Here is a 22,003-nt window from a genome sequence, read left to right on the forward strand (position 1 = left end):
ATCGGGGAGTCAGCAAAAAAGCCCTTGCACTGTCGGCCGCCTGACAAGGCGTCCGTGCAAGGGCTGGCGCAAGCAATCCGGCTGCCCGCTGGTGGCAGGCAGGCCAGGTGGCTGCTTACTGGGCGGGTGCCGGGGCAGGGCGGGCCTGGCCGCTCTTGTGGTCATGGCGCGGGCCGTGGTCCATGCCGTGGTGGCCGGGGTGGCCCTTGTGCAGCGTGGCGGCATCGAAGGTCTTTTGCTGGCTGGCATCCAGCTGGGCGTAGAAGGCCTTGGTGGCTTCGCCGCGGCGATCGGCATCGGCCGCGCGCTGGGCGCGCATTTCACGCATCTTGTCGATGCGCTGGGGCGTGGTCAGCTTGGCGAAGTCCTCGCGCTCCATGCGCTGGGGACGCTCGCCGGGCTTGAAGGTGGCCGCATAGGTGTTCCATGCGGTTTCCTGGGCCGGCGTGAGCTTGAGGTCGGCCTTGAGCTTGGCGATGCGCTGCTGCATGTGCTCCATGCGGTCGCCGTGCTTGTGCATGGCGCGATCGGGCTTGGGTGCCGTGGCGGCGGCGGGGGCTGCCGGCGCGGCGGTCTGGGCGTACGAGGGCAGGGCGAACGATGCCAGCAAGGCGGTGGCAGCGGCGGCGCTGGCGAGGGTGCGGCGGAAGGTGGTGGTCATTCCAAAATCCTTTCTGGAGAGGGTGACTGAAGGCCGCCGTCAAGGCACTTGGCGAGCCCTGTGCAGCGGATGATTGAAGTGTGGTCGTCCGATGTATCGGGGCAGTGAGGTTTTGCGCACGGCTTGTAAAGAATTGACAAGCTTGTGCAGCGCCGTCCGGCGCCAGGCATGCACAATGACCGGGCGGGGCGCCAAGGCATGGCGCCCCTGCTGTTTTTTCTGTTTTCTCCCTCTGGATGGAGGCGGCGCAGCCCGGTGTTGCACACCGCTTGCTGCGGCGCAGCCGCAGTCCGTCCGAGCAAAGGTTCGCTATGTTCAAAAACATGATCGTCTATCGCATTGCCGAGAGCTGGCAGGGCGATTTGCAGCAGCTTGAAGAAGCCCTGGGCAAGAGCCCGTTTGCCGAGTGCGGCGCCACGCAGGAGCGCAGCGCCGGCTGGGTGCCGCCGCGCGGCGAGCCCCATGGCCCGCTGGCCGAGTCCGTGGCCAATCAGTGGGTGATGCGCTTCATGACCGAGGCCAAGATGCTGCCGGCCAGCGTGCTCAACCGCCGCGTCAACGAAAAGGCTGCCCACATCGAGGCCACCGAAGGCCGCAAGCCCGGCAAGAAGGAAAAGAAGGAACTCAAGGACGAGGCCAAGCTGGACCTGCTGCCCATGGCCTTCACCAAGCAGGGCGCCATGTGGGTCTGGCTGGACCCGCAGGCCCGCACCCTGGTGCTGGACACCGGCAGCCAGGCTCGCGCCGACGAGGTGGTCAGCTCGCTGGTGGAGGGCCTCACAGGCTTTGCGCTGGCCCTGGTCGATACGCAGACCAGCGCCCAGGCCGCCATGGCGCACTGGCTGACCACGCAGGAAAGCCCGGCCGGCTTCTCGATTGACCGCGAATGCGAGCTCAAGGCCGCCGACGAATCCAAGGCCGTGGTGCGCTATGCGCGCCATCCGCTGGACATCGACGAGGTGCGCCAGCACATCGAGCACGGCAAGCTGCCCACGCGCCTGGCGCTGACCTGGGATGACCGCGTGAGCTTTGTGCTGACCGAGGGTCTGCAGATCCGCAAGATCGCGCTGCTCGATGCCGTGATGGAAGGCCAGTCGCAGGACGACGGCGGCTTCGATGCCGATGTGGCGATTGCCACGGGCGAGCTGTCCAAGCTCATCCCCGATCTGATCGAGGCGCTGGGCGGGGAAGGGCGCACGGGCCTGGGCCAGGATCTGCCGGCATCGCTGCAGACACCCGCTGCCCAGACTCCTACAGCGACACAAGCGACACCAGCGACACCAGCGGCACCAGCGGCACCGCGTGCAGCGGCATCGGGCCGTGGTGCGCTGACGGGGCCGGCCCTGGCGCCCGTGGATACGGCGCCTGAAGAAGCGCCTTTCTAGGCCGGCAGGCGGCTGCGGTGGCGATGTTTCATGTGAAACATCGCCATGCTCAGGCGGCGCTCAGACTCTTTCAAAGATGGCCGAGATCCCTTGGCCGCCACCAATGCACATGGTCACCAGCGCATAGCGGCCGCCCGTGCGCTGCAGCTCAGCGATGGCCTTGGTGGTGATGATGGCGCCCGTGGCGCCGACCGGGTGGCCCAGCGATATGCCCGAGCCGTTGGGGTTGACCTTGGCCGGGTCCATGCCCAGCTGCTGGATCACGGCGCAGGCCTGGGCCGCGAAGGCCTCGTTGGCCTCGATCACGTCCATGTCTGCAATCTTCAGGCCCGTGCGCTGCAGCACCTTCTGCGTGGCCGGCACGGGGCCTATGCCCATGTAGGCGGGGTCCACGCCGGCATGGGCGTAGCCCACCAGGCGCGCCAGCGGCTTCAGTCCCAGGGCCGCCACGCGATCGCCTGCGGCCAGGGCCACGGCGGCGGCGCCGTCGTTGATGCCCGAGGCATTGCCGGCCGTCACGCTGCCGCCTTCCTTGCGGAACGCGGGCTTCATGGTGGACAGCAATTCGATGGTGGTGCTGGCGCGCACATGCTCGTCGGTATCGAAGACCACGACGCCCTTGCGCGTGGCGATTTCCACGGGAACGATCTGCTCCTTGAAGTGGCCTGCCGCAATGGCAGCGGCCGCGCGCTGGTGGCTGGCTGCCGCCAGTTCGTCCTGCATTTCGCGGCTGATGTGGTAGCGCTCGGCCACGTTTTCGGCCGTGATGCCCATGTGCATCTTCTGCCAGGGGTCGTGCAGGATGCCCAGCATGTAGTCGATGCTCTTGGCGTCGCCCATGCGCGCGCCCCAGCGGGCGGCCTGGTCGAAGTAGGGCCCGCGGCTCATGGACTCGCTGCCGCCGCCGATGGCCACGTCGCAGTCGCCCAGCGCAATGGCCTGGGCGGCAGAGACGATGGCCTGCAGGCCGGAGCCGCACAGCCGGTTGACGTTGAAGGCCGGCGTCTCGATGGGGCAGCCCGCATCGATGGCGGCCACGCGCGAGAGGTAGGCGTCCTTGGTATCGGTGGGGATCACATTGCCCATGACCACGTGGCCGACGGCGTCGGGCGCCAGGCCCGCGCGCTCGATGGCCGCCTTGACGGCCGTGGTGGCCAGCTGGGTGTTGGGTACGTCCTTGAGGCTGCCGCCGAAGGTGCCGATGGCGGTGCGCGCAGTGCCGACGACGAAGACGTCGCGTGGGGTCATGGTGAAGCTCCTCGAAGCGATGAACACGGGGGATGGAGTGCATTGTGCCGGGCAGGCGGCAGGCAGCGCAGCCGCCTCGGCGTCAGTTCCGGGCGCAGGTCAACGTCCCTCGAATTGCGGCGCCTGCTTGGCGTGGAACGCCGCAATGCCGCGCGGCAGGTCGGCCGTGCGCGCACAGGCATCGAAGGCGCAGGCCTCGGCGGCCAGCTGGTCGCGCAGGCTGCGGTCCAGGCCCGCGCGCATGAGGCGGCGCATATGGCCCAGCGCCACCGTGGGACCGGCGGCCAGGCGTTGGGCCAGCTGCTGCACGGCGGCGTCGAGTTCGGCGGGCGGCAGGACGCGGTTGATCAGGCTCAGGCGCTGCGCTTGGGCGCAGTCCAGGGTCTCGCCCAGCATGGCGATCTCCAGCGCGTTGCGCAGGCCCACGATGCGCGGCAGCGCCCAGGAGGCTCCCACGTCGCAGCTGGCGCCCAGGTTGATGTAGGCCAGGTTGAAGCGCGTGCCCTCGGCCGCGTAGACGAAGTCGGCCTGCAGCATCAGCGACAGGCCAGCGCCTGCCGCCGCGCCATGCACCTTGGCGATGACGGGCGCATCGAGCTGGCCCAGCAGCGCCACGGCCTCGTTGAGCGGCGCCAGCAGCTCGGCCGCGCCGCGCACGGGGTCGGCGGCCAGCGTGTCCAGGTCGCCGCCCGCCATGAAGGCGCGGCCCGCGCCTTCCAGCACCACGCAGCGCAGCGCGCGGTCCTGGGCCAGGGTGCGCACGGCGTCGCGCAGTGCCAGCGCCATGGGCACGTCGATGGCGTTGAGGGCGGCGGGGCGGTGGAAGGTCAGCGTGGCGATGGCGCCTTCGCGGTGCAGCAGCAGCGGGGTGTCTTGCGTGTCGGTCATGGGAGCGGATCAGTGGTACAGGGCGTCGATTTCGGCGGCGTAGGTCTTGTAGATGGACGAGCGGCGCACCTTCATCGTGGCCGTGACTTCGCCATCGTCGTGGTCCAGTTCCTTGGTCAGCAGATGGAAGCGCCGCACATGCGAGACCTGGGCCAGGCGCGCATTGCCCTGCGCGATCTCGGCATCGATCAGCGCGCGTACCTCGGCCATCTCGGCCAGGGAGCGGAAATGCGTGAAGGGGATGCGCCGCGCCTGGGCCCATTGGCCCACGGTCTCGTAGTCGATCTGCACCAGCGCGCCCACGAACTTGCGGCCCTCGGCCACGACGATGCACTCCTTGATGAATGGGCTGGACTTCATGGTGTTCTCGATCTCCGAGGGCGTGAGGTTCTTGCCGCCAGCGGTGATCATGATGTCCTTGAGGCGGTCCACGATGCGCAGCTGGCCGCCCTGCACGCGCACCACGTCGCCCGTGTGCAGCCAGCCGTCCTGCAGGCTTTGCGCCGTGGCCTCGGGGTTCTTGTAGTAGCCCGCGAAGACCATGTCGCCCTTGATCTGGAGCTCGCCGCTGCCGTCGCCTTCGTCACCGGGCTGGCCGTCATGGCTGGCAATGCGCCATTGCACGCCTTCGGTGGCCACGCCCACGGTGCCCACGGCCACGTCGTCCAGGCGGTGGCCGGTAACCATTCCCGTGGATTCGGTCAGCCCGTAGACCTCGATCAGCGGCACGCCCAGCGTGCGGAAAAAGCGCACCACGTCGGGCGGTATGGGCGCGGCGCCGGTGAGCGCCACGCGCGCCTCGCGCAGGCCGATGAAGTTCTGCAGCGCGCGCAGCACGCTCCAGTAGCTGGCGGCCCAGGCCAGGCGCTCGGCCAGGCTCCACTGCCTGCGGGGCTTTTCGGCCAGCGGCGCGCAGGCCGCCATGGCGCGCCGGTAGAGCGCGCGGCGCAGCGGCCCGGTCTCCTGCATCTTGATGCTGATGGCCGCGTGCAGCTTCTCCCAGATGCGCGGCACGCCCAGGAACATATTGGGCGCGACTTCTCGCAGGTCTTCCTGCACCGTGCGGATGGACTCGCCGAAGTGCACCTGAGAGCCCAGGTAGACCGGCACGAAGCTGGTCAGCATCTGCTCGGCCACGTGGCACAGCGGCAGGTAGGACAGGTGGCGCGTGCCGCCGTCCAGCCCCAGCCGCTCGGCAATGCCGGGCACCACGCCGCGGATGTTGCGGTAGGTGATCATGGCGCCCTTGGGCTTGCCGGTGGAGCCCGAGGTGTAGATCATCAGCCCCACGTCATCCAGCGTCTGGCGTGCCAGCGCCTGTTCGATGGGGGCGCGGCTGGCGGCCTGGGCGCCCAGGCGCTCGACCTCGTCGAAGGTGGCGATCAGGGCGCGGACCTCGGGCGCGAAGCTGCGCAGGCCCTTGGTCTCCATGACGATGATCTTCTTCAGGCGCGGCAGCTGGGGCAGGGCGGCCAGCAGCTTGTCGGTCTGCTCCTGGTCCTCGCAGACCATGATGTCCACATCGGCATGGCCCGCCACATAGGCGACCTCGGGCGTGGGGCTGGTGGGGTACACGCCCACGGTGATGGCGCCGATCAGGCCCGCGCCCATCTGGGCCAGCACCCACTCGATGCGGTTCTCGGAGATCACGCCCATGTGGCCGCCTGGCGGCAGGCCCAGCTGCGCCAGGCCCAGCCCGAAGTGGCTGGCACGCTCGTGGTAGCGCGTCCAGCTGGTGGGCTTCCAGATGCCGAAGTCCTTTTGCCGTATGGCCGCGCGCTGGGCATCGCTGCGCGCGCGTTCGGCCAGCATCTGGGGCAGGGTGAGTTCGGGAAGGTTCTTCATATCAATGACCCATCGCGCTGCCTGTGACACTGGCGTGCCCCCACACGGGAGCACCGAGGAAGGGCCGCCCCGCACCGAGGGTGCTGTCCCCCTCCCTCGCGAAGCGGGAGAGAGGGGGAAGGCGCGAAGCGACTCAGGGGGTGCTTCATGACAACCAGCGCTTGCGGCGCTTGTAGTGCTTCAGGTCGCGAAAACTTTTTGCCTCGCCGCCACCACCCATGCCCAGGTAGAACTCGCGCACGTCGGCATCCTGGGCCAGGCGTTCGGCCGGGCCGTCGATGACGATCTTGCCGTTCTCCATGATGTAGCCGCTGTGCGCCACGGCCAGGGCCACGGTGGCGTTCTGCTCGACCAGCAGCATGGAGGTGCCGCGCTCGGCATTGATGCGCGCGATGATGGTGAAGATGTCCTCCACCAGCTTCGGCGCCAGGCCCAGCGAGGGCTCGTCCAGCAGCATGAGCTGGGGCTCGGCAATCAGCGCGCGGCCAATGGCCAGCATCTGCTGCTCGCCGCCCGACAGATAGCCGGCCAGGCCTTTGCGTCGCTCATGCAGGCGCGGGAAGTAGCTGTAGACCAGGTCGAAGTCGGGCTTGACTTGATTGCGGCCCGTGAGCGCGTAGGTGGCGGCCACGAGGTTTTCCTCCACCGTGAGGTCCTCGAACACGCGCCGGCCCTCCATCACATGCGACAGCCCCAGGCGCACCAGCTGCTGGGGCGCGTACTGCGCGGTGGACTGGCCGTTGTAGCGCACGCTGCCGCTGGCCAGCAGGCCGTCCTCCAGCGCCAGCAGCCCCGAGACGGCCTTGAGCGTGGTGCTCTTGCCCGCGCCGTTGCTGCCCAGCAGGGCCACGATCTGGCCGCGCGGCACGGCCAGCGACAGGCCCCGCAGGGCCTGCACGACCTTGTTGTAGATGACCTCGATGTTGTTGATTTCGAGGACCAGATCCTGGGCAGTCTGGGTCATGGCGCCACGGGATTCAGAGCGCTATCCAGTCGGACGCTGGGAGCATCTTCTGCGCCTTCATATCCGCCTTGTAGACGCGGCCCACGGGAATCGAATTGCCCTTGATGGTGATGGGCACGCCGATCAGTCCGCCCGTGTCGAAGTCCTTGATGGAATTGAGCGCGGCCTTGAGGTTGGGGCCGGTGAGCGGCTTGCCCGCGTCCAGGCAGCGCCTGGCCGATTCCACGAACAGCATGGCCGCCAGGAAGCCCTGGATATAGGCCGTGCTCTGGTACTCGGGGCGCAGCGCGCGGATCTTGTCCAGCATGGGCGCCTTGGCCGAGGTGTCGTAGTAGTAGCGGTAGGGCATGACGCCCATGAAGCCGTCGCCGGCCTCGCCCATCTTCATGACGGTGGAGCTGTCCATGGTCCAGAAGGTGCCCATCCATTGGCTGGTCATGCCCATCTGCTTGCCCTGCTGGATGAACTCGGGAATGGGCGCGAGGATGTAGCCGTGGAAGATGGTGTAGTCGGGCGCGGCGCGGCGCAGCTTGATGACTTCGGTGGAAACGTCCACGCTGCCGGGCGGCGTCATCAGCTTGGCCACCACGTTCAGGCCCAGCTTCTTGGCGGCCGCCTCGCTGGCCTCGATGGGGTCGCGGCCGAATTCGGAGTCGGAGTAGACGAAGGCCACCTTGGCGCCCGGCTTTTCCTTGGCGACGTGCTTGAGCAGGATGCCGAACATCTCCGTGTAGTCGGGTCCCACGAGGAACTGGTTCGGGTACTTGGCCGGGTTGTTGAGCTCGGTGGCGAAGGAGGCGCCCGCCATGAGGATGGCGCCGTTGCGGTCCAGCTCGGGGTTGATGGTCTTGGAAAAGCCCGTGGAGTCTCCGTAGTAGAGATTGACCTTGTTCTGGCTGGTGATCTTCTTGAACGCGGCCACCGAGACATCGACCTTGTAGCCCGTGTCCTCGGGCACGTAGCGGACCTTGCGGCCCTTGATGCCGCCTGCCTCGTTGACCATCTTCACGTAGTCGCCCATGCCGGCATTGATGCCCACGCCCGCGAAGGCGAACACGCCCGTCATGGGGATGGAGCCGCCGATCACGATGTCTTCGCCGCCAGCCTGGGCGCGGGCGGCCAGCGGTGCGGCCAGGCTGGCGCCGGCCGCCAGCAGCAGGCTGCGGCGGCGCGAGGAGGTCGGGTGTTGCTGCATTGCTTGTCTCCTTTTGCTTGTCGTGCGCGGCGCCGCCTCAATTGCGGAAGGGCCACAGGTGGAAGAAGCGGCGCAGGCGCCGCCACATTTCTGCGAGCCCCTGCGGCTCGAAGACCAGAAAGACGATGATCAGCAGCCCGAACACCATGGTGCGCACGGGCGACAGGAAGACGGCCAGCTCGGAGCCGCCGGGCAGCAGGTCCACGATGAGCTTGAGCAGCTCCGGGACCATGGTCATGAAGACCGCGCCCAGGATGCCGCCCAGGATCGAGCCCATGCCGCCGACGATGATGGCCGCCAGAAAGAAGATGGACATCAAGAGGGGAAAGCTCTCGGGCGTGACCACGCGAAAGAAGTACGCCCACAGCCCGCCCGCCACGCCTGCGTAGAACGAGGACAGCCCGAACGACAGCAGCTTGTAGCGCAGCAGCGGTATGCCCAGCACCTCGGCCGAGATGTCGCGGTCGCGGATGGCGATGAAGGCGCGGCCTATGCGTGTGCGAAACAGGTTGGCAGCGCCCAGCAGCATCAGCAGCGTGACGGGCACGATCACCCAGTACAGCCGGAACGAGGTGTCCAGCGCCACGCCGAACACCGTGGCCGGCTGCAGCGTCAGGCCCGCCGTGCCGCCCGTGAGCTTGAGGTTGGCGAACAGGAAATGGGCGATGAACGAGGCCGCGATGGTGGCAATCGCCAGGTACAGGCCCTTGACGCGCAGCGAGGGCAGGCCCACCACGATGCCGCCCAGCATGGCCACGAAGCCGCCCGCCAGCAGGTTGAACAGCACGGGCGTGCCCCAGCGTGCCTGCACGATGGCCACCGTGTAGGCGCCCAGTCCCATGAAGGCGGCCTGGCCCAGGCTCACCAGGCCCGTGTAGCCGGTGAGGATGTTCAGCCCGGTGGCGCCGGCCACGTTGATGCTGACCAGGCAGGCCAGGTACAGCCAGTAGTCGCTGGCCATGAAGGGAAACAGCAGCAGCAGCGCGCCGGCCATGGCCAGCCAGATGCGTTGCGTGCGGGAGTCGAACAGCGCCGCATCGGCGATGTAGCTTTCCTTGAGGGTGCCTATGCGCATGCTGCCGTCTTTCTGAAGCTGTCTAGAGCCGCTCGATCTCGTGCGTGCCGAACAGGCCGTAGGGCCTGAGCATCAGCACCACGACCAGCACGATGAAGGTGGCCAGCAGCTTGTACTCGCCGCCCAGGTAGGCGCCGGCCAGCGCCTCCACCAGGCCGATGAACAGGCCGCCGACCAGGGCGCCCAGCACGCTGTCCAGCCCGCCCACGATGACGACCACCAGCACCGACAGGCCGAACACGCCCATGCTCGACGAGATGCCGCCGATGGAGCCGACGATGATTCCCGAGACCGCCGCGATCATGGCCGACACCACCCAGGCCAGCGAGAACACGCGCGGCACGTTGATGCCCACCGAATAGGCCGCTGCCTGGTCGCTGGCCGTGGCGCGCAGGGCCACGCCGCCACGCCAGTAGCGGAACACCAGCAGCACGGCCGCGATGAAGACCACGGCCACGGCTGCGCCCCAGGCCACCTTGGGCGCGAGAAAGGCTTCGCCGATCATCACGGGCTGCGTGGGCATGAACTCGGGCAGGCGGCGCTGGTCGGCCGTCCAGATCAGCTCCACCAGGCCCACCAGCACCGAGGCCAGGCCCACGGTGACCATGAACACCGAGATCGGCGGTTCGCCCAGCAGCGGCCGGATCATGGTGCGCTCGATCAGCGCGCCCAGCAGCCCCGTGCCCAGTACGGCGGCGGGAATGGCCAGCCACAGCGGCAGCGCGAACATGGCCGCGAAGGTGAAGAACAGGTAGGCGCCCACCATCAGCAGCTCGCCGATGGCGATGTTGACCACGCGCGTGGCCTTGTAGACCACCACGAAGGCCAGCGCGGCCAGCGCATACAGGCCGCCGCCGGCCAGGCCCGTGAGGGCGATCTCGAACAGGTAGGCCCAGTCCATCATGCGGCCCTCTGTGCCAGGGCAGGCTGCGGCGTGGCGGGCTCTGGCCGGGCGGACGCGCCGCGCAGCCGGCGCCGCAGCTCGCCCACATCACCGGCGCCCAGGTAGGCCCGGTTCACCTCGGGATCGGCCTGCACCACGGCGGGCGTGCCCTGGGCGATGACCTGGCCGAAGTTGAGCACCACCACATGGTCGGACAGGTCCATGACCATGCCCATGTCGTGCTCCACCATGAGCACGGTCACGCCCCATTCGGCGCGCACGTCGAGGATGAAGCGCGCCATGTCCTCGGTCTCCTCGCGGTTCATGCCGGCCACGGGCTCGTCCAGCATCAGGATGCGCGGCTGCATGGCCAGGGCGCGCGCCATCTCCACGCGCTTTTGCAGCCCGTAGGACAGGGCGGCCACGGGCGCATGGCGGATGTGGTCTATCTCCAGGAAATCGATGATGCGCTCCTCGATGTCGCGGCGCAGCTCGGCCTCTTCGCGGCGCGCGCGGCCCAGGTAGAGGAGGGCATCGAGCACGTTGGTGCGCAGGTGGGCGTGGCGGCCCAGCTTGATGTTGTCCAGCACCGTCATGCCCCGGAACAGCGCAATGTTCTGGAAGCTGCGCCCCAGGCCCAGCCGCGCGCGGCGCGGCGCCGGCATGCGCGTGATGTCCTCGCCCTGGAAGCGGATGGAGCCGCCCGTGGGCCGGTAAAAGCCCGAGATGGTGTTGAACAGCGACGTCTTGCCCGCGCCGTTGGGGCCGATCACCGCCGTGATCGAGCCGGGCTGCACATCGAAGCCCACGCCCGACAGCGCCTTCACGCCGCCAAAGGCGAGCGTGACGCCATCGACCTGCAGCAAGGGGGCGGGCGGGCCGCCGTCGGGGTGTGTCTCCATGGCGCTCTCGTGCGTTGGTTCGTCGAGCCGGGCAGGAGCCTACTGATGCGTAGGCTGTTTACTTTGGAGTAGATTCTGGTTGTCGCCCACCGCATGCAGCATCGGTGATTTCCCCGGTGCACCCGCCGCCATGAAGCCATCGAGCCCTGAAACCAAGACCCGACCCAGCCCCAGCCCCAGCCCCGGAACCCGCGCCGGCAAAGGCCGTGCGGCGCCCGCCGTGGACTCGCCCTGGAGCGGCACGCCCGACCGCGAGCAGCAGCGCGAGGCCAAGCGCCAGGCCGTGCTGCAGGCCGCCGCGCAGCTGTTCAACGAACGCGGCTTCTCCGCCACCTCGCTGGACGACATCGCCGCGCGGCTGGGCGTGAGCAAGCCCACGCTGTACTACTACGTCAAGAACAAGGACGAGATCCTGCTGCAGTGCGTGAACCAGGGCCTGGCCATGACGCTGGAAGGCATCGAGGCTTCGCGCCGCGCAGGCGGCCAGGCCGTGGACCAGCTGCGCGCCTGCATGCAGGTCTATGCGCGCATCGTCACCATGGACTTCGGCATGTGCCTGATCCGTGTCGGCGACGAACAGGTCCCCCCAGACAGCCGCCGCGAACTGCGCCGCCAGAAGGCCGCCATAGACCAGGCCTTCCGCCGCCTGGTGGCCGCTGGCGTGCAGGAGGGCTCGCTGGCCCCCTGCGACCCCAAGATGACGGCCTTCGTGATTGCTGGCGCGCTCAGCTGGATAGGCCGCTGGTACCAGCCTGGCGGCCAGTACTCGGCCGAGGAAGTGGCGCAGCAGTGCATTGATACCTTGATGGGGGGTGTGTTGCGCAGGGCGCAGCCTGCTCGGCGCGCAGCCTCCGCAAAGCGCGCGGCAAGCGCCCCCAAGGATTGAGCCGAAGCTGCACATACCCGCGGCGCTTTGGTTCTATGGACGTGTTTCCAAGTGCCTAAAAGAGCCTCTGGAAAATTTGAGGTGCTTTATAAGTCGTTGTGGGGAAACAGTTTTTTGCGCTCGTAAAAGAGGCTAAAGAACTTGGCATCTTTTGGACTCATAGACCGGTCTTGATGCCACGGCGCAAACGCTGCAGATCTCAATCCGACAGATGCCATCGTGCCCAACGGCGCGCACCCATCAGTTGGAGGCGCCCCTCATTGCGCAGCTCTTTCAGCAAATCCTGAACGGCACTCATTGGCAAGGACGGCAGCACCTGCCGCAGTTCGGCCAGCGCAGCGCCATGCTCTCTGTGCTTTGTGAGGTGTTTGAGCAGTAGCGCCTTGTTGGTCTCTCTGTCCAGGCCGCGTTGCCGGGTATGCGTTCCTTTGGCGCCCAAAGATGCATACAAGGCCTCGGACAGGATGTAGCGCGTCCCTTTGCCCCGACCTATGGATTCCACCGCTCCCGCCGCCAGCAGGCCTGCAAGGCGTTCCCTCAAAGGGGCAGACAGCGGCTTTTCCTGTTGCAGGCATTCCAGCGCGAGGTAGTCCAATGTCGAGAAGCTGCTCAGCTTCTCTTCGCCGAGGTGCTCCATGAAGCGTACGAAGGCCGGGTTGCGCACCCCACCTTCCAGGGTCAGCCGTACTTCGTGGGCGGATGTTCCCGCAAGGCTGGGCAGGGGCTTGCCTTGTCGCACGGCGCTTTCCACCATCAGGTTCAGGCCTTGACCAGAGCGCTCGATCAAGCCGCAGCGGGCGAGGGCTTCGGCAAGTCTGCGATTGCGCGGATTCTGTTGGTCAATGATGTTCTCGGGCGTGATTCCGGGCGGCAGCCCTCCCGGGCTGATCACCTCCAGCCGCTTGGAAAATTGCCTGACGAAAATCGAACCACCCAAGCGATAGTCCCGGTGGGCAACCGCATTCAGGAGCGCTTCCCGGACCGGAACCTCGGCAAATGTCGGCAGGTCCATGCGGAAAAAGTCGTCCTGGTAGCTTTGGCGGTCATTGCGCAAGTTGATCTTTTTCCAGAGCGCGTCCTGCCACGCAAAAAAGCCCTCTCGAAATTCCTCGCGATCGGCGGCTGGTCCTGCAGCTTCGGACGACCGGTATTCAAATACCAGCTCCGCCTGGGCCAACCATCTTGTCAGAGCCGCTCTTTTGCCGAACAGGATGAGCGCGGCATAGCTCACCTGATTGCCTTCTACGAGCAACTCCGCATCCCGCAAGGTCTGTTCGTCGCTCAGTTCGCGTCTGCGAGGGGTATTGCCTTTGCGCGCCCAGCGCTCCCTGAACAATGCAATGGATGACGGCTCCAGATCCTCCAGCGTGGCCCCTGGACATGGCTGTGCCGAAAAGTCGGGGCCGGTTTCATCGAAGATGGCCCGCAGTTCTTGCGCGCTCATTGCCGCCAGATCATCGCCAGCCCGTTTGAGAAAGCTGCCTTCGATCTGCCATGCCGTGCCGGGCAGCCGGGAGGGCACACGCACAACCAGCACACGGCCTTGCGGCAGGCGCAGTTCCTCAACAGGGATACGGTGGCCCAGTCTCTGGTGCAATCCGGCCTCGGTGCGGCCCGGGTCTTCGAACGCCTGCGTACCTACGATGAGGCGAGGTCGTTTGTCGGTCACGCCCAGCACGATGGCGCCGCCGCCTTCGTTGGCCAGGGCTACGCAGTACTTGAGCAGTTTTTCAAAGTCATAACGCTGCTTGGCTTCCTTGAACTCAAGCCGCTGACCTTCAGGCTCAAGCAACCATTGGTGAAGCTGGGTGGGCGTGGTGAGCATGCCCACAGCTTAAATTAAGCGCCGCTTCCCACTGTGTCGGGCGCCGCCAGATCATCCAATATCGGGCAGTCCGGCCGGTCGTCGCCGTGGCAGCAGTGCACCAGGGTCTTGAGCGTGCGCTGCATGGCCTGCATGGCGGCGATGCGCTCGGTCAGTTCGTCGATGTGGCGCTGGGCGATGGCCTTGACCTGGCTGCTGGCGCGGCTCTTGTCCTGCCACAGGCCGAGCAGGGTGGCGATCTCGTCCATGGAAAAGCCGAGGTCGCGCCCCCGGCGGATGAAGCGCAAGGCGTGCACGTCGGCCTCGGCGTACTGGCGGTAGCCGCCGTCCGTGCGGTGCATGGGCGGCAGCAGGCCCTGGGCTTCGTAGTGGCGCACCATGCGCGCCGAGACACCGGCGCGGCGCGCGGCCTCGCCGATGGAGACGGGCCAGTGCTGTGCGGGGTGGGCGGACATGGTGCGTGCCTTTCGGATGCCTTCGGGTGTCTTTGAGGTGTCTCTCAGGCGACCTTGTAGCCTTCTTCGGCAATGGCGGCGCCCAGTGCCTCGCGGCTGGCGCTGCTGTCGACTTCCACGCGCTGGGCGGCGCGATCAATTTTTACCTGGGCCTGGTCATCCACGCCCTGCACGGCCTGGGTGACGGCGCGTTCGCAGTGGCCGCAGGTCATGCCCTGCACGGTGAAAACATGTTGCATCTCTCGCTCCTGGTTGGGGCGCGCCGAAGTGGCGCAAGCCATGGACGGCATGTTGAACCCTGACACCATGGCAAGGTCAAGCGTCTGGCTGGACAAGGGTTGATTTGGCCCAATTCGATGTGAGTCGGCCGGCTCAATGATCCGCTGCTATGGCCGATAGATCGAAAAGAGCCGTGAATAGGCAAAAACCGTCATAGGCCATTGGCGATCATCTGACAAACTGCAACAATTTGTATTTACGTTGGCGCTATGCATTTGGAGACCGTGCGGGCGCCTTGACTGACAGAGAGGAAAACGGTCATGAACTTGTTGGGAATGATGCGGGCTTTCACGATCCGCACGCGGATGCTGGGTGCCATCGCCATGGTGCTGGTACTGCTGGGTCTGCTGGGCGGAGCCGGGATGCTGGGCATGTTCCGCATCCATGGCATGAGTCAGCAGTTCATGCATACCTCGTACGCCAAGATGGGCTACATGGTGGAGTTGCGCGCCGAGCTGGGTGCCGTGCGCGCCCATGAAAAGGACATGATCATCCAGTACGAGCGTGCCGAAGAGGTGCGCAAGGCCCACACCCAGTGGCTGGCCGCCATCGACCGCGTGAAATCCGTGGCCGAGCGCTTTCTGAAGGACGAGGACCCGGCCGACGATGCCATCGTCAGCGGCATCTCCGAACGCGTGGACCGCTACCGCCAGCAGTTCGAGCACATTGCGCGGCAGCTGGAGGCCGGTGGCTATGACACGGCGACCACGGCCAACCGCATGAGCGGCAAGGCCATGGCCGAGGTGGCCGAGGTCGAAAAGCTCATCGCCCAGCTGGACCAGCTGCTGCGCCAGCAGGTCGATGCCATGGCCGCGGAGGAGCAGGGCGTGGCCGAGCAGACGCAGTGGATCTTCGTGGCGGCCGTGGTGCTCACGGTGCTGGTGGTGGTGCCGCTGACGCTGATGAACATGCTGTCCATCTGCCGCCCCCTGGTGCAGGCGCGCCAGACGGCGCTGACCATTGCCCAGGGTGATCTGTCGCAGAGCGTGAAGGTGGAGGGCAAGGACGAGGTGGCCGATCTGCAGCGCGCGCTGGACCAGATGCAGCAGAGCCTGGGCTCCATGGTGACCCAGGTGCGCGACGCCAGCGGCAACATCGCCACGGCCAGCCAGGAGATCGCCACGGGCAACCAGGACCTGTCCTCGCGCACCGAGCAGACGGCCAGCAATGTGCAGGAGACCGTGGCCTCGCTGTCCCAGCTCACGGCCACGGTGCAGCAGACGGCATCGTCCTCGCAGCTGGCCAACCAGCTGGCGGCCTCTGCCTCGACCACGGCCACGCGCGGTGGCGACGTGGTGGCCCAGGCGGTGGTCAGCATGCAGGAGATCACGACCTCCAGCCGCAAGATCGGCGACATCATCGGCCTGATCGACTCCATCGCCTTCCAGACCAACATCCTGGCGCTGAACGCCGCCGTGGAAGCGGCGCGCGCCGGCGAGCAGGGCCGCGGCTTTGCCGTGGTGGCGGCCGAGGTGCGTTCGCTGGCCCAGCGCTCGGCCCAGGCGGCCAGCGAGATCAAGGCGTTGATCCAGACCAGCGTGCAGGCCGTGGACGTGGGCGTGCGCCAAGTGGAGGATGCAGGCAAGACCATGAAGGAAATCGTGGACAGCGTGCAGCGCGTGGGCGACATCATTGGCGAGATCACGGCGGCTTCCAGCGAGCAGTCGGGCGGCATCGGCCAGGTCAACCAGGCCGTGGGTGATATCGACCGCATGACGCAGCAGAACGCAGCCCTGGTCGAGGAATCGGCCGCCGCCGCCGAGTCGCTGCGCGAGCAGGCCGCGCGCCTGGCGCAGGTGGTGGGCCAGTTCCGCATTGCCGGTGCGGCCGTGGCGTCCATGGGCTCGCATGCTTCCTATGGCCGTCCCGGCCAGGGCAAGCCCGGCCTGGCCCCGGCTGCCGGCCGCGCCCCGCTGGCTTCGGCCCGCGAGACCCAGCTGCTGGAACACGCCTGAGAAGGCAGGGGCCAGCGGCCCTGTTTCACGTGACGCCGTGAATCGCGCGAACGAAAAAGCCCGCAGGCATGGCCTGCGGGCTTTTTGCTTTGCAGCGCCGCAAATCAGGCCTGGCGCGCGAGCGGGTAGTCGATATAGCCTTCGGCGCCGCCGCCGTAGAACAGGCTGGAGTTCCAGGGGTTCAGCGGCAGGTCGTCGCGCAGGCGGTGGACCAGGTCGGGGTTGGAGATGAAGGCCTTGCCGAAGGCCACGATATCGGCGTGGCCGCTTTCCACGGCGCGCAGCGCCATGTCGCGGTCATAGCCGTTGTTGACCATCCAGGCGCCCTGGCCGCCGGCCTCGCGGTAGGCGGATTTGAGGGCCGCGTAGTCGAAGGGCCGGTCGGGCAACTCACGCGGGCCGCCGGTGGAGCCTTCGATGATGTGGATGTAGGCCAGGCCCAGCGGCGCCAGCTGCCGCACCACGTATTCGAACAGCGGCTGGGGGTCGGCATCGGCGATGTCGTTGGCCGGCGTCACGGGCGACAGGCGGATGCCCACGCGGCCGCCGCCCACGGCATCTGCGGCGGCGCGCGTGCATTCGAGCAGCAGGCGGGCGCGGTTCTCGATGCTGCCGCCGTAGTCGTCATCGCGCTGGTTGGCGCCGGTCTTGAGGAACTGGTCCAGCAGATAGCCGTTGGCGCCGTGCAGCTCCACGCCGTCGAAGCCGGCCGTCTCCACGGCATTGCGCGCGGCCACGGCGAAGCTGTGGACGATGGCGGGAAGCTCGTGCTGGGCGAGCGCGCGCGGCGCGGAGGTGGGCACGAACTGGCCCTTGCCCGAGTCCTCGTCGATCACATAGGTCTTGGATTTGGCCGCTACCGGGGACGGCCCCACGGGCGCCTGGCCTTCGGGCTGCAGCGAGGTGTGCGAGACCCGGCCCACATGCCACAGCTGGGTGACGATGCGCCCGCCGGCCTTGTGCACGGCGTCGGTCACGCGCTTCCAGCCGTCGAGCTGCTCGCTGCCGTACAGGCCCGGCACATGGGCATAGCCCTGGCCCTGGTGGCTGATGGCCGTGCCTTCGCTGATCAGCAGGCCGGCACCGGCGCGCTGGGCGTAGTAGGTGACCATGATGTCGTTGGGCAGGGCCTGGGGTGCGCGGTTGCGCGTCAGCGGCGCCATGGCAATGCGGTTGGGCAGGCGCAGCTCGCCGGCCTGTATGGGTTCGAACAGAGAGGTCATGCAACGGGGCTTTCTGTGCGTGAAGCAAAAGCGCCACCCGTGCGGGCGGCGCGGCGTACGGCACAGATTACGCCCATGGAATCAATCGTGCAGGCCAGGGATTTGCGCGCTGTCGTGCAGGCGACGGTGCTGTGCCACGAGTCGCCCCAGCGCCTGCATCTGCGCCGTCACGAAGCTGCGCGTGGCGGCATCGGTGCACAGGCCCTGGCTGTCGAATTTCTGCGCCGCCTGGCCCACGAAGACCTCGGGCCGGGCCAGCACGTCGGCTTCCATGCACTGCAATACCTTGCGCAGTTCGTACTGCACGCGCGCCCCGCCCAGCGGGCCCGGCGAGGCCGAGACAAGGGCCACGGGCTTGTGCCGAAAGGGTTGGTCGTCGCCCCGCGAGATCCAGTCCAGCGCATTCTTGAACATGCCTGGAATGGAGAAGTTGTACTCGGGCGTGGCCAGCACTATGGCGTCGGCACGACGGATGCGCTCGCGCAACTGGTGCACGGATTCGGGCATGCCCGTGGCCAGCAGGTCGGCATCCAGCGGCGGCAGCGCGCGCCAGTCGCAGACCTGCATCGTGGCCTGGGGTGGCAGGCATTCGCCCGCCAGCTCCAGCAGCATGCGGTTCAGTGAATGGCGGCGCAGGCTGCCGCACAGGCCGATGATGTCCATGGCGTCAGGCCTGCAGCGGAATGCCGACCTGCTGGATGACGCCGCGCCAGCGCGCGATTTCGGCGCCCACCATGGCACGCATCTCCTCGGGGCTGCAGGGCGTGGCCGCGCTGCCGGCGCTGGCCAGGGCCTGGAGCAGGTCGGGCTCCTTCAGGGCCTTGTGGGTTTCGGCGGCCAGCCTTTGCACCACGTCGGCGGGCGTGCCTGCGGGCGCGGCCAGGCCCAGCCAGGAGCGCACCTCGAAGCCGGGCAGCACGGCCGAGGCCGGCGGCACCTCGGGCAGGGTGGGCCAGGCCTGGGCGCTGGTGACGGCCAGGGCGCGCAGCCGGCCCGACTTGATGTGCGGCATGGCCACGGTCAGCGTGTCGCTGAGCACGTCCACATCGCCCGCTATCACGGCCTGCACGGGTGCGCCGCCGCCCCGGTAGGGCACGTGCAGCAGCTGTACTTTGGCCGTGGAGCCCAGCAGCTCACCGGCCATGTGCTGGGTGGAGCCCACGCCCACCGAGGTGAAGGTGATGCGTCCCGGCTCCTTGCGGGCCATGGCCAGCAGATCGGCCAGGGTCCTGGCGGGATGCTCGGCGCGCACGGCCACCACGAAGGGAAAGGACGAGACGGTGGAGACAAAGGCGAAGTCCTTGACCGCGTCGTAGGGCAGCGATTTGCGCAGCGCGGCCGACACGGTGTGCGCGCCCGTGAGCATGACCAGGCTGTAGCCGTCCGGCACCGCCTTGGCCACGAAGTTGCTGGCAATGGAGCCGCCCGCGCCGCTCTTGATCTCCACCACCACGGGCTGCCTGAGCGATTCCTGCAGCTTCTGGGCCACGAGCCGGGCCACCACGTCGGCGTTGCCGCCCGCGCCAAAGCCGTGGATCAATTGAATGGGCCGGTTGGGAAAACCGCCCTGGGCCCGGGCCGTGGGCAGGGCGAGTGAGGCGGCGCCTGCAAGCAGGGCCGTGCGTCGGGTGATGGCAGTCATGTCATGTCTCCTTTTTTGTATTGCGCGCTGCGGACGTGTCCAGTGGCCTGGCTGGCCTGGCTGGTGTTGCGGCTAGCGGTCCGCGCGTGCGTAGCCGGTCTGGGCGCCGTAGAGCTTTTCGCGCTGCGACCAGTCGTGGGTCTCGTTCCACAGGGCCAGCACCTGCATGGCCTCCTGCTCGAAGACCTGGTGGCGCGCCGCGTCGGCCGTGCGTGCGGTCAGCTCCAGGCGGTGGCCCGAAGGGTCGAAGAAGTAGATGGAGGTGATGAAGTCGTCGTGGTTGGTGGGGCCCACCACGTCAATGCCCCGGTCCAGCAGGTCCTGCCGGGCGCGCAGCACGGTGTCCACGTCGGCGACCTCGAAGGCGAAGTGCTGTATCCAGCCCGGCGACTCCATGTCCTTCATCTGGCCCGGGTCCCTGGGGCACTCGAAGAAGGCGATGGAGCTGCCGTCCTCCATCTCGAAAAAGATGTGGATGTGCGGGCTGTACTGGCCCGTGGAGGGCACATGGTCCTCGCCCATGGCGTGGGTGAAGCGCAGGCCCAGCACCTCGGTATAGAAGCGCACGGTCTCGGCCGCGTCCTTGCAGCGGTAGGCGGCGTGGTGAAGCTTTTTGCACAGCATGGATGTCTCCTGTCAGTCGGTGGAAAGGGGGCCGGAAGTGGACGCGGGGCCTGTGGCGCCGTGGAGCGGCTCCTGGCAGCCGCTCCACTGGGGCTGGAAGAAGGGGGCCGGGACCAGGAACTTCGATTCCTGGCTTTGCAGCAGCGGCAGCATGCGCGCCACATAGGCCTGCCAGCGTGGCTCGGCCAGCAGGCGGGCGCGGCGCTCGGCGCGCTCGTTCAGGTCCGTATAGGCCCACAGGTGGACGATCTGGTTGAGTGGCCCCGAGTCGCTGGTGTAGTAGCCGACCATGCGGCCCAGAATGCGCTGCTGCAGCTCCAGGCCCTCGGCCTGGTAGAGCGCCAGGTAGTCCCGCCACTTGCCGGGGTGGGCGGTGTAGGTGCGTTGTTCGACGAGCATGCCGTGCCTTTTTTCAACCGAGGCTGTGGCCGCCGTCGATCACGATGCGCGTGCCCGTGGCCGTGCGCAGATGCGTGGCGCAGGCGAGGATGGCCTGCGCCACATCGCCGGGCTCGACCACGCGGCCCAGCGGCGTGTGCGCGGCCTTTTTCTCCAGCTCCTGGCGGCTGCGGCCCCCGACGAAGCCCGTGTCCACGGCGGCGGGCGAGACGCAGAGAAAGCGCACCGGGCCGAAGGCGCGCGCCATGGACACCGTCAGCGTGTCCAGCGCGGCCTTGGCGGCGCAATAGGCCATGTTGCTGCCCAGGCCCGTGAAGGCGGAGACCGAGGACACGTTGACCACGGCGGCATCCTGCGAGGCGCGCAGCAGCGGCAGCAGGGCCCGCGTCACGGCATAGGTGCCGCCCACGTTGGCGCACAGGATGCGGTTGAACAGAGCGGGCTCCAGCGCATCGATCTGCGCGTGCGCGATGCGCTCGGTGAAGCCCGCACAGTTGACCAGCAGGTCCACCCGGCCCAGGTGCTGCTGCAGCCACTGGGCGGCGGTGGCGTGGCTTGCCTCGTCTTGCAGCGACAGCTGCAGCGTGTGGTGGCTGCCCGGCAGTTCCTCGCGCAGCGCCTGGGCGCGGTCGCGGCCCTGGTGGTAGCCGATCACGACGGTGGCGCCCTCGCGGGCCAGGGCCCGCGCCGTGGCGGCGCCTATGCCGCTGCTGGCGCCGGTGACGACGGCGATTCTGTCTTGCAATGGCGGATGGGAGAGTTGCATCATTCGGAAATCCGTGGCGCCCGGCCTTGCCGTGCCCTGGCCGGGCCGTGGTTGATCGGCCATTCCGATTGTTTTCAAATCGCCCGGTGGCGCCACTCAGTTGTCCGATAAACGAACATGACCTCATCGTCCGATGCTGGCTCCCTCAAGCGGGGCGTGGCCTTTCTCAAGCTGCTGGCGACCGGGGGCGCGCGCGGTTGCCCGCTCAGCGAACTGGCCGAAAAATCCGGCGTGCCCCACCCTTCGGCCCACCGCATCCTCAAGCAGCTGATTGCCGAGCGCCTGGTGGTGCACGACGCCCAGACCCACCGCTACCGGCTGGGGCCGCTGGCCTTCGAGCTGGGCCTGGCGGGGTCGATGCTGCACGACATACGCGACCTGTGCGAGCCGGCCATGGCGGCGCTGTCACGTGAAACCGAGGACACGGCCTACCTGGTGGTGCGCAGCGGATTCGAGGCCGTGTGCCTGCACCGGCTCGAAGGCGACTTCCCCATACGCACGCTGGTGCTGCAGGTCGGCAGCCGGCGCCCGCTGGGCGTGGGCGCCGGGGGGCTGGCCGTGCTGGCCGCCATTGCGCCCGAGGAGCGTGAGGCCATCATCGAGCGCGTGGCGCCCGCCCTGCCGGCCTTTGGCAAGCTCACCGATGCGGGGCTGCGCCTGGCCTGCGAGGAAACGGCCCGCGCAGGCGTGGCCGTGATACAGAACCGCGTGAGCCTGGGCGTGACGGCCGTGGGCGCGCATTTTTGCGACAGCATGGGCCAGGCCATGGGGGCGGTCAGCGTGGCCGCGCTGACCCAGCGCATGACGGCGGCGCGCGTGCGGCGCATCGCCCAGCAGGTGCGCGCTGCGGCGGCCCAGATAGAGCAGCGCATCCGCACGCGCAAAAGATAAGGGGCCGGCTGG

At 67.7% G+C, this 22,003-nt stretch carries 22 protein-coding genes; 4 read left to right on the forward strand and 18 right to left on the reverse strand.

Going from position 1 to position 22,003, the window contains the following annotated elements:
• Positions 1 to 115: 115 nt before the first annotated feature.
• On the reverse strand, positions 116 to 661 hold the full coding sequence (locus IB269_RS24370; RefSeq protein ID WP_063327868.1) for a Spy/CpxP family protein refolding chaperone: 546 nt from the start codon (positions 659 to 661) through the stop codon (positions 116 to 118).
• A 311-nt stretch (positions 662 to 972) separates the two neighbouring features.
• On the opposite strand from IB269_RS24370, the gene IB269_RS24375 reads away from it, so the two are divergent.
• Positions 973 to 2,046, forward strand: a complete 1,074-nt coding sequence (locus IB269_RS24375; RefSeq protein ID WP_192368549.1) for a recombination-associated protein RdgC — start codon at positions 973 to 975, stop codon at positions 2,044 to 2,046.
• Positions 2,047 to 2,106: 60 nt separating this feature from the next.
• Here IB269_RS24375 and IB269_RS24380 read toward each other — a convergent pair whose 3' ends face one another.
• The 8 genes from IB269_RS24380 to IB269_RS24415 all read right to left on the reverse strand — a co-directional run bounded on the left by IB269_RS24380 (position 2,107) and on the right by IB269_RS24415 (position 11,046).
• The gene (locus IB269_RS24380; protein ID WP_013799943.1) at positions 2,107 to 3,294 is read right to left on the reverse strand and encodes an acetyl-CoA C-acyltransferase family protein; all 1,188 of its coding nucleotides are present in this window, start codon (positions 3,292 to 3,294) and stop codon (positions 2,107 to 2,109) included.
• A 99-nt stretch (positions 3,295 to 3,393) separates the two neighbouring features.
• The gene (locus IB269_RS24385; protein WP_097204847.1) at positions 3,394 to 4,182 is read right to left on the reverse strand and encodes an enoyl-CoA hydratase/isomerase family protein; all 789 of its coding nucleotides are present in this window, start codon (positions 4,180 to 4,182) and stop codon (positions 3,394 to 3,396) included.
• A 9-nt stretch (positions 4,183 to 4,191) separates the two neighbouring features.
• Positions 4,192 to 6,027 carry an AMP-dependent synthetase/ligase gene (locus IB269_RS24390; protein WP_192368550.1) on the reverse strand — a complete coding sequence of 612 codons (1,836 nt, stop codon included), beginning with the start codon at positions 6,025 to 6,027 and terminating at the stop codon, positions 4,192 to 4,194.
• A 145-nt stretch (positions 6,028 to 6,172) separates the two neighbouring features.
• Positions 6,173 to 6,991 carry an ABC transporter ATP-binding protein gene (locus tag IB269_RS24395; RefSeq protein WP_192368551.1) on the reverse strand — a complete coding sequence of 273 codons (819 nt, stop codon included), beginning with the start codon at positions 6,989 to 6,991 and terminating at the stop codon, positions 6,173 to 6,175.
• A 13-nt stretch (positions 6,992 to 7,004) separates the two neighbouring features.
• Positions 7,005 to 8,186: an ABC transporter substrate-binding protein gene (locus tag IB269_RS24400; protein WP_192368552.1), complete on the reverse strand. Its 1,182-nt coding sequence runs from the start codon at positions 8,184 to 8,186 to the stop codon at positions 7,005 to 7,007.
• Positions 8,187 to 8,223: 37 nt separating this feature from the next.
• Positions 8,224 to 9,261 (reverse strand): branched-chain amino acid ABC transporter permease, encoded by a 1,038-nt coding sequence (locus IB269_RS24405; protein WP_141833087.1) that lies wholly within the window; start codon positions 9,259 to 9,261, stop codon positions 8,224 to 8,226.
• A gap of 22 nt (positions 9,262 to 9,283) precedes the next feature.
• A complete protein-coding gene (locus tag IB269_RS24410) occupies positions 9,284 to 10,165 on the reverse strand; it encodes a branched-chain amino acid ABC transporter permease (protein WP_016447280.1) in 882 nt (293 codons plus the stop codon).
• Positions 10,162 to 11,046 carry an ABC transporter ATP-binding protein gene (locus IB269_RS24415; RefSeq protein WP_192368553.1) on the reverse strand — a complete coding sequence of 295 codons (885 nt, stop codon included), beginning with the start codon at positions 11,044 to 11,046 and terminating at the stop codon, positions 10,162 to 10,164. The genes IB269_RS24410 and IB269_RS24415 overlap by 4 nt, the downstream gene beginning before the upstream one ends.
• 130 nt (positions 11,047 to 11,176) lie before the next feature.
• On the opposite strand from IB269_RS24415, the gene IB269_RS24420 reads away from it, so the two are divergent.
• Positions 11,177 to 11,932: a TetR/AcrR family transcriptional regulator gene (locus IB269_RS24420; protein ID WP_192368554.1), complete on the forward strand. Its 756-nt coding sequence runs from the start codon at positions 11,177 to 11,179 to the stop codon at positions 11,930 to 11,932.
• A gap of 199 nt (positions 11,933 to 12,131) precedes the next feature.
• Here the strand turns inward: IB269_RS24420 and IB269_RS24425 are convergent, their stop codons facing one another.
• Genes IB269_RS24425 through IB269_RS24435 form a run of 3 tightly spaced genes read right to left on the reverse strand, consistent with a single transcriptional unit; the run spans position 12,132 to position 14,451 of the window.
• Positions 12,132 to 13,757, reverse strand: coding sequence for an ATP-binding protein (locus IB269_RS24425; RefSeq protein ID WP_192368555.1), 1,626 nt, complete (start codon positions 13,755 to 13,757; stop codon positions 12,132 to 12,134).
• Positions 13,758 to 13,771: 14 nt separating this feature from the next.
• Complete coding sequence (gene cueR, locus IB269_RS24430) at positions 13,772 to 14,212, reverse strand: Cu(I)-responsive transcriptional regulator (RefSeq protein ID WP_063327858.1); 441 nt, start codon at positions 14,210 to 14,212, stop codon at positions 13,772 to 13,774.
• A gap of 44 nt (positions 14,213 to 14,256) precedes the next feature.
• A complete protein-coding gene (locus tag IB269_RS24435; protein WP_012201975.1) occupies positions 14,257 to 14,451 on the reverse strand; it encodes a heavy-metal-associated domain-containing protein in 195 nt (64 codons plus the stop codon).
• 300 nt (positions 14,452 to 14,751) lie between these two features.
• On the opposite strand from IB269_RS24435, the gene IB269_RS24440 reads away from it, so the two are divergent.
• A complete protein-coding gene (locus IB269_RS24440; RefSeq protein ID WP_034397522.1) occupies positions 14,752 to 16,446 on the forward strand; it encodes a methyl-accepting chemotaxis protein in 1,695 nt (564 codons plus the stop codon).
• A 104-nt stretch (positions 16,447 to 16,550) separates the two neighbouring features.
• Here IB269_RS24440 and IB269_RS24445 read toward each other — a convergent pair whose 3' ends face one another.
• The 6 genes from IB269_RS24445 to IB269_RS24470 form a co-directional block, all read right to left on the reverse strand.
• A complete protein-coding gene (locus IB269_RS24445) occupies positions 16,551 to 17,669 on the reverse strand; it encodes an alkene reductase (protein WP_192368556.1) in 1,119 nt (372 codons plus the stop codon).
• A gap of 81 nt (positions 17,670 to 17,750) precedes the next feature.
• Positions 17,751 to 18,332 carry an NADPH-dependent FMN reductase gene (locus tag IB269_RS24450; protein WP_192368557.1) on the reverse strand — a complete coding sequence of 194 codons (582 nt, stop codon included), beginning with the start codon at positions 18,330 to 18,332 and terminating at the stop codon, positions 17,751 to 17,753.
• Positions 18,333 to 18,336: 4 nt separating this feature from the next.
• Entirely contained in the window at positions 18,337 to 19,311 is a 975-nt protein-coding gene (locus IB269_RS24455) for a tripartite tricarboxylate transporter substrate binding protein (protein WP_192368558.1), read from the reverse strand.
• Between the two features lie 72 nt (positions 19,312 to 19,383).
• On the reverse strand, positions 19,384 to 19,935 hold the full coding sequence (locus IB269_RS24460) for a VOC family protein (protein WP_012201980.1): 552 nt from the start codon (positions 19,933 to 19,935) through the stop codon (positions 19,384 to 19,386).
• 12 nt (positions 19,936 to 19,947) lie between these two features.
• The gene (locus tag IB269_RS24465) at positions 19,948 to 20,334 is read right to left on the reverse strand and encodes an NIPSNAP family protein (protein ID WP_063327853.1); all 387 of its coding nucleotides are present in this window, start codon (positions 20,332 to 20,334) and stop codon (positions 19,948 to 19,950) included.
• Positions 20,335 to 20,347: 13 nt separating this feature from the next.
• Positions 20,348 to 21,103 carry an SDR family NAD(P)-dependent oxidoreductase gene (locus IB269_RS24470; protein WP_047469596.1) on the reverse strand — a complete coding sequence of 252 codons (756 nt, stop codon included), beginning with the start codon at positions 21,101 to 21,103 and terminating at the stop codon, positions 20,348 to 20,350.
• A 114-nt stretch (positions 21,104 to 21,217) separates the two neighbouring features.
• Here IB269_RS24470 and IB269_RS24475 point away from each other — a divergent pair, with 114 nt between their 5' ends.
• Complete coding sequence (locus tag IB269_RS24475; protein WP_065344964.1) at positions 21,218 to 21,991, forward strand: IclR family transcriptional regulator; 774 nt, start codon at positions 21,218 to 21,220, stop codon at positions 21,989 to 21,991.
• Positions 21,992 to 22,003: the final 12 nt, after the last annotated feature.

The sequence above is a fragment of the Delftia sp. DLF01 genome (assembly GCF_014852125.1).
GTDB classification, from domain to species: domain Bacteria; phylum Pseudomonadota; class Gammaproteobacteria; order Burkholderiales; family Burkholderiaceae_C; genus Comamonas; species Comamonas acidovorans.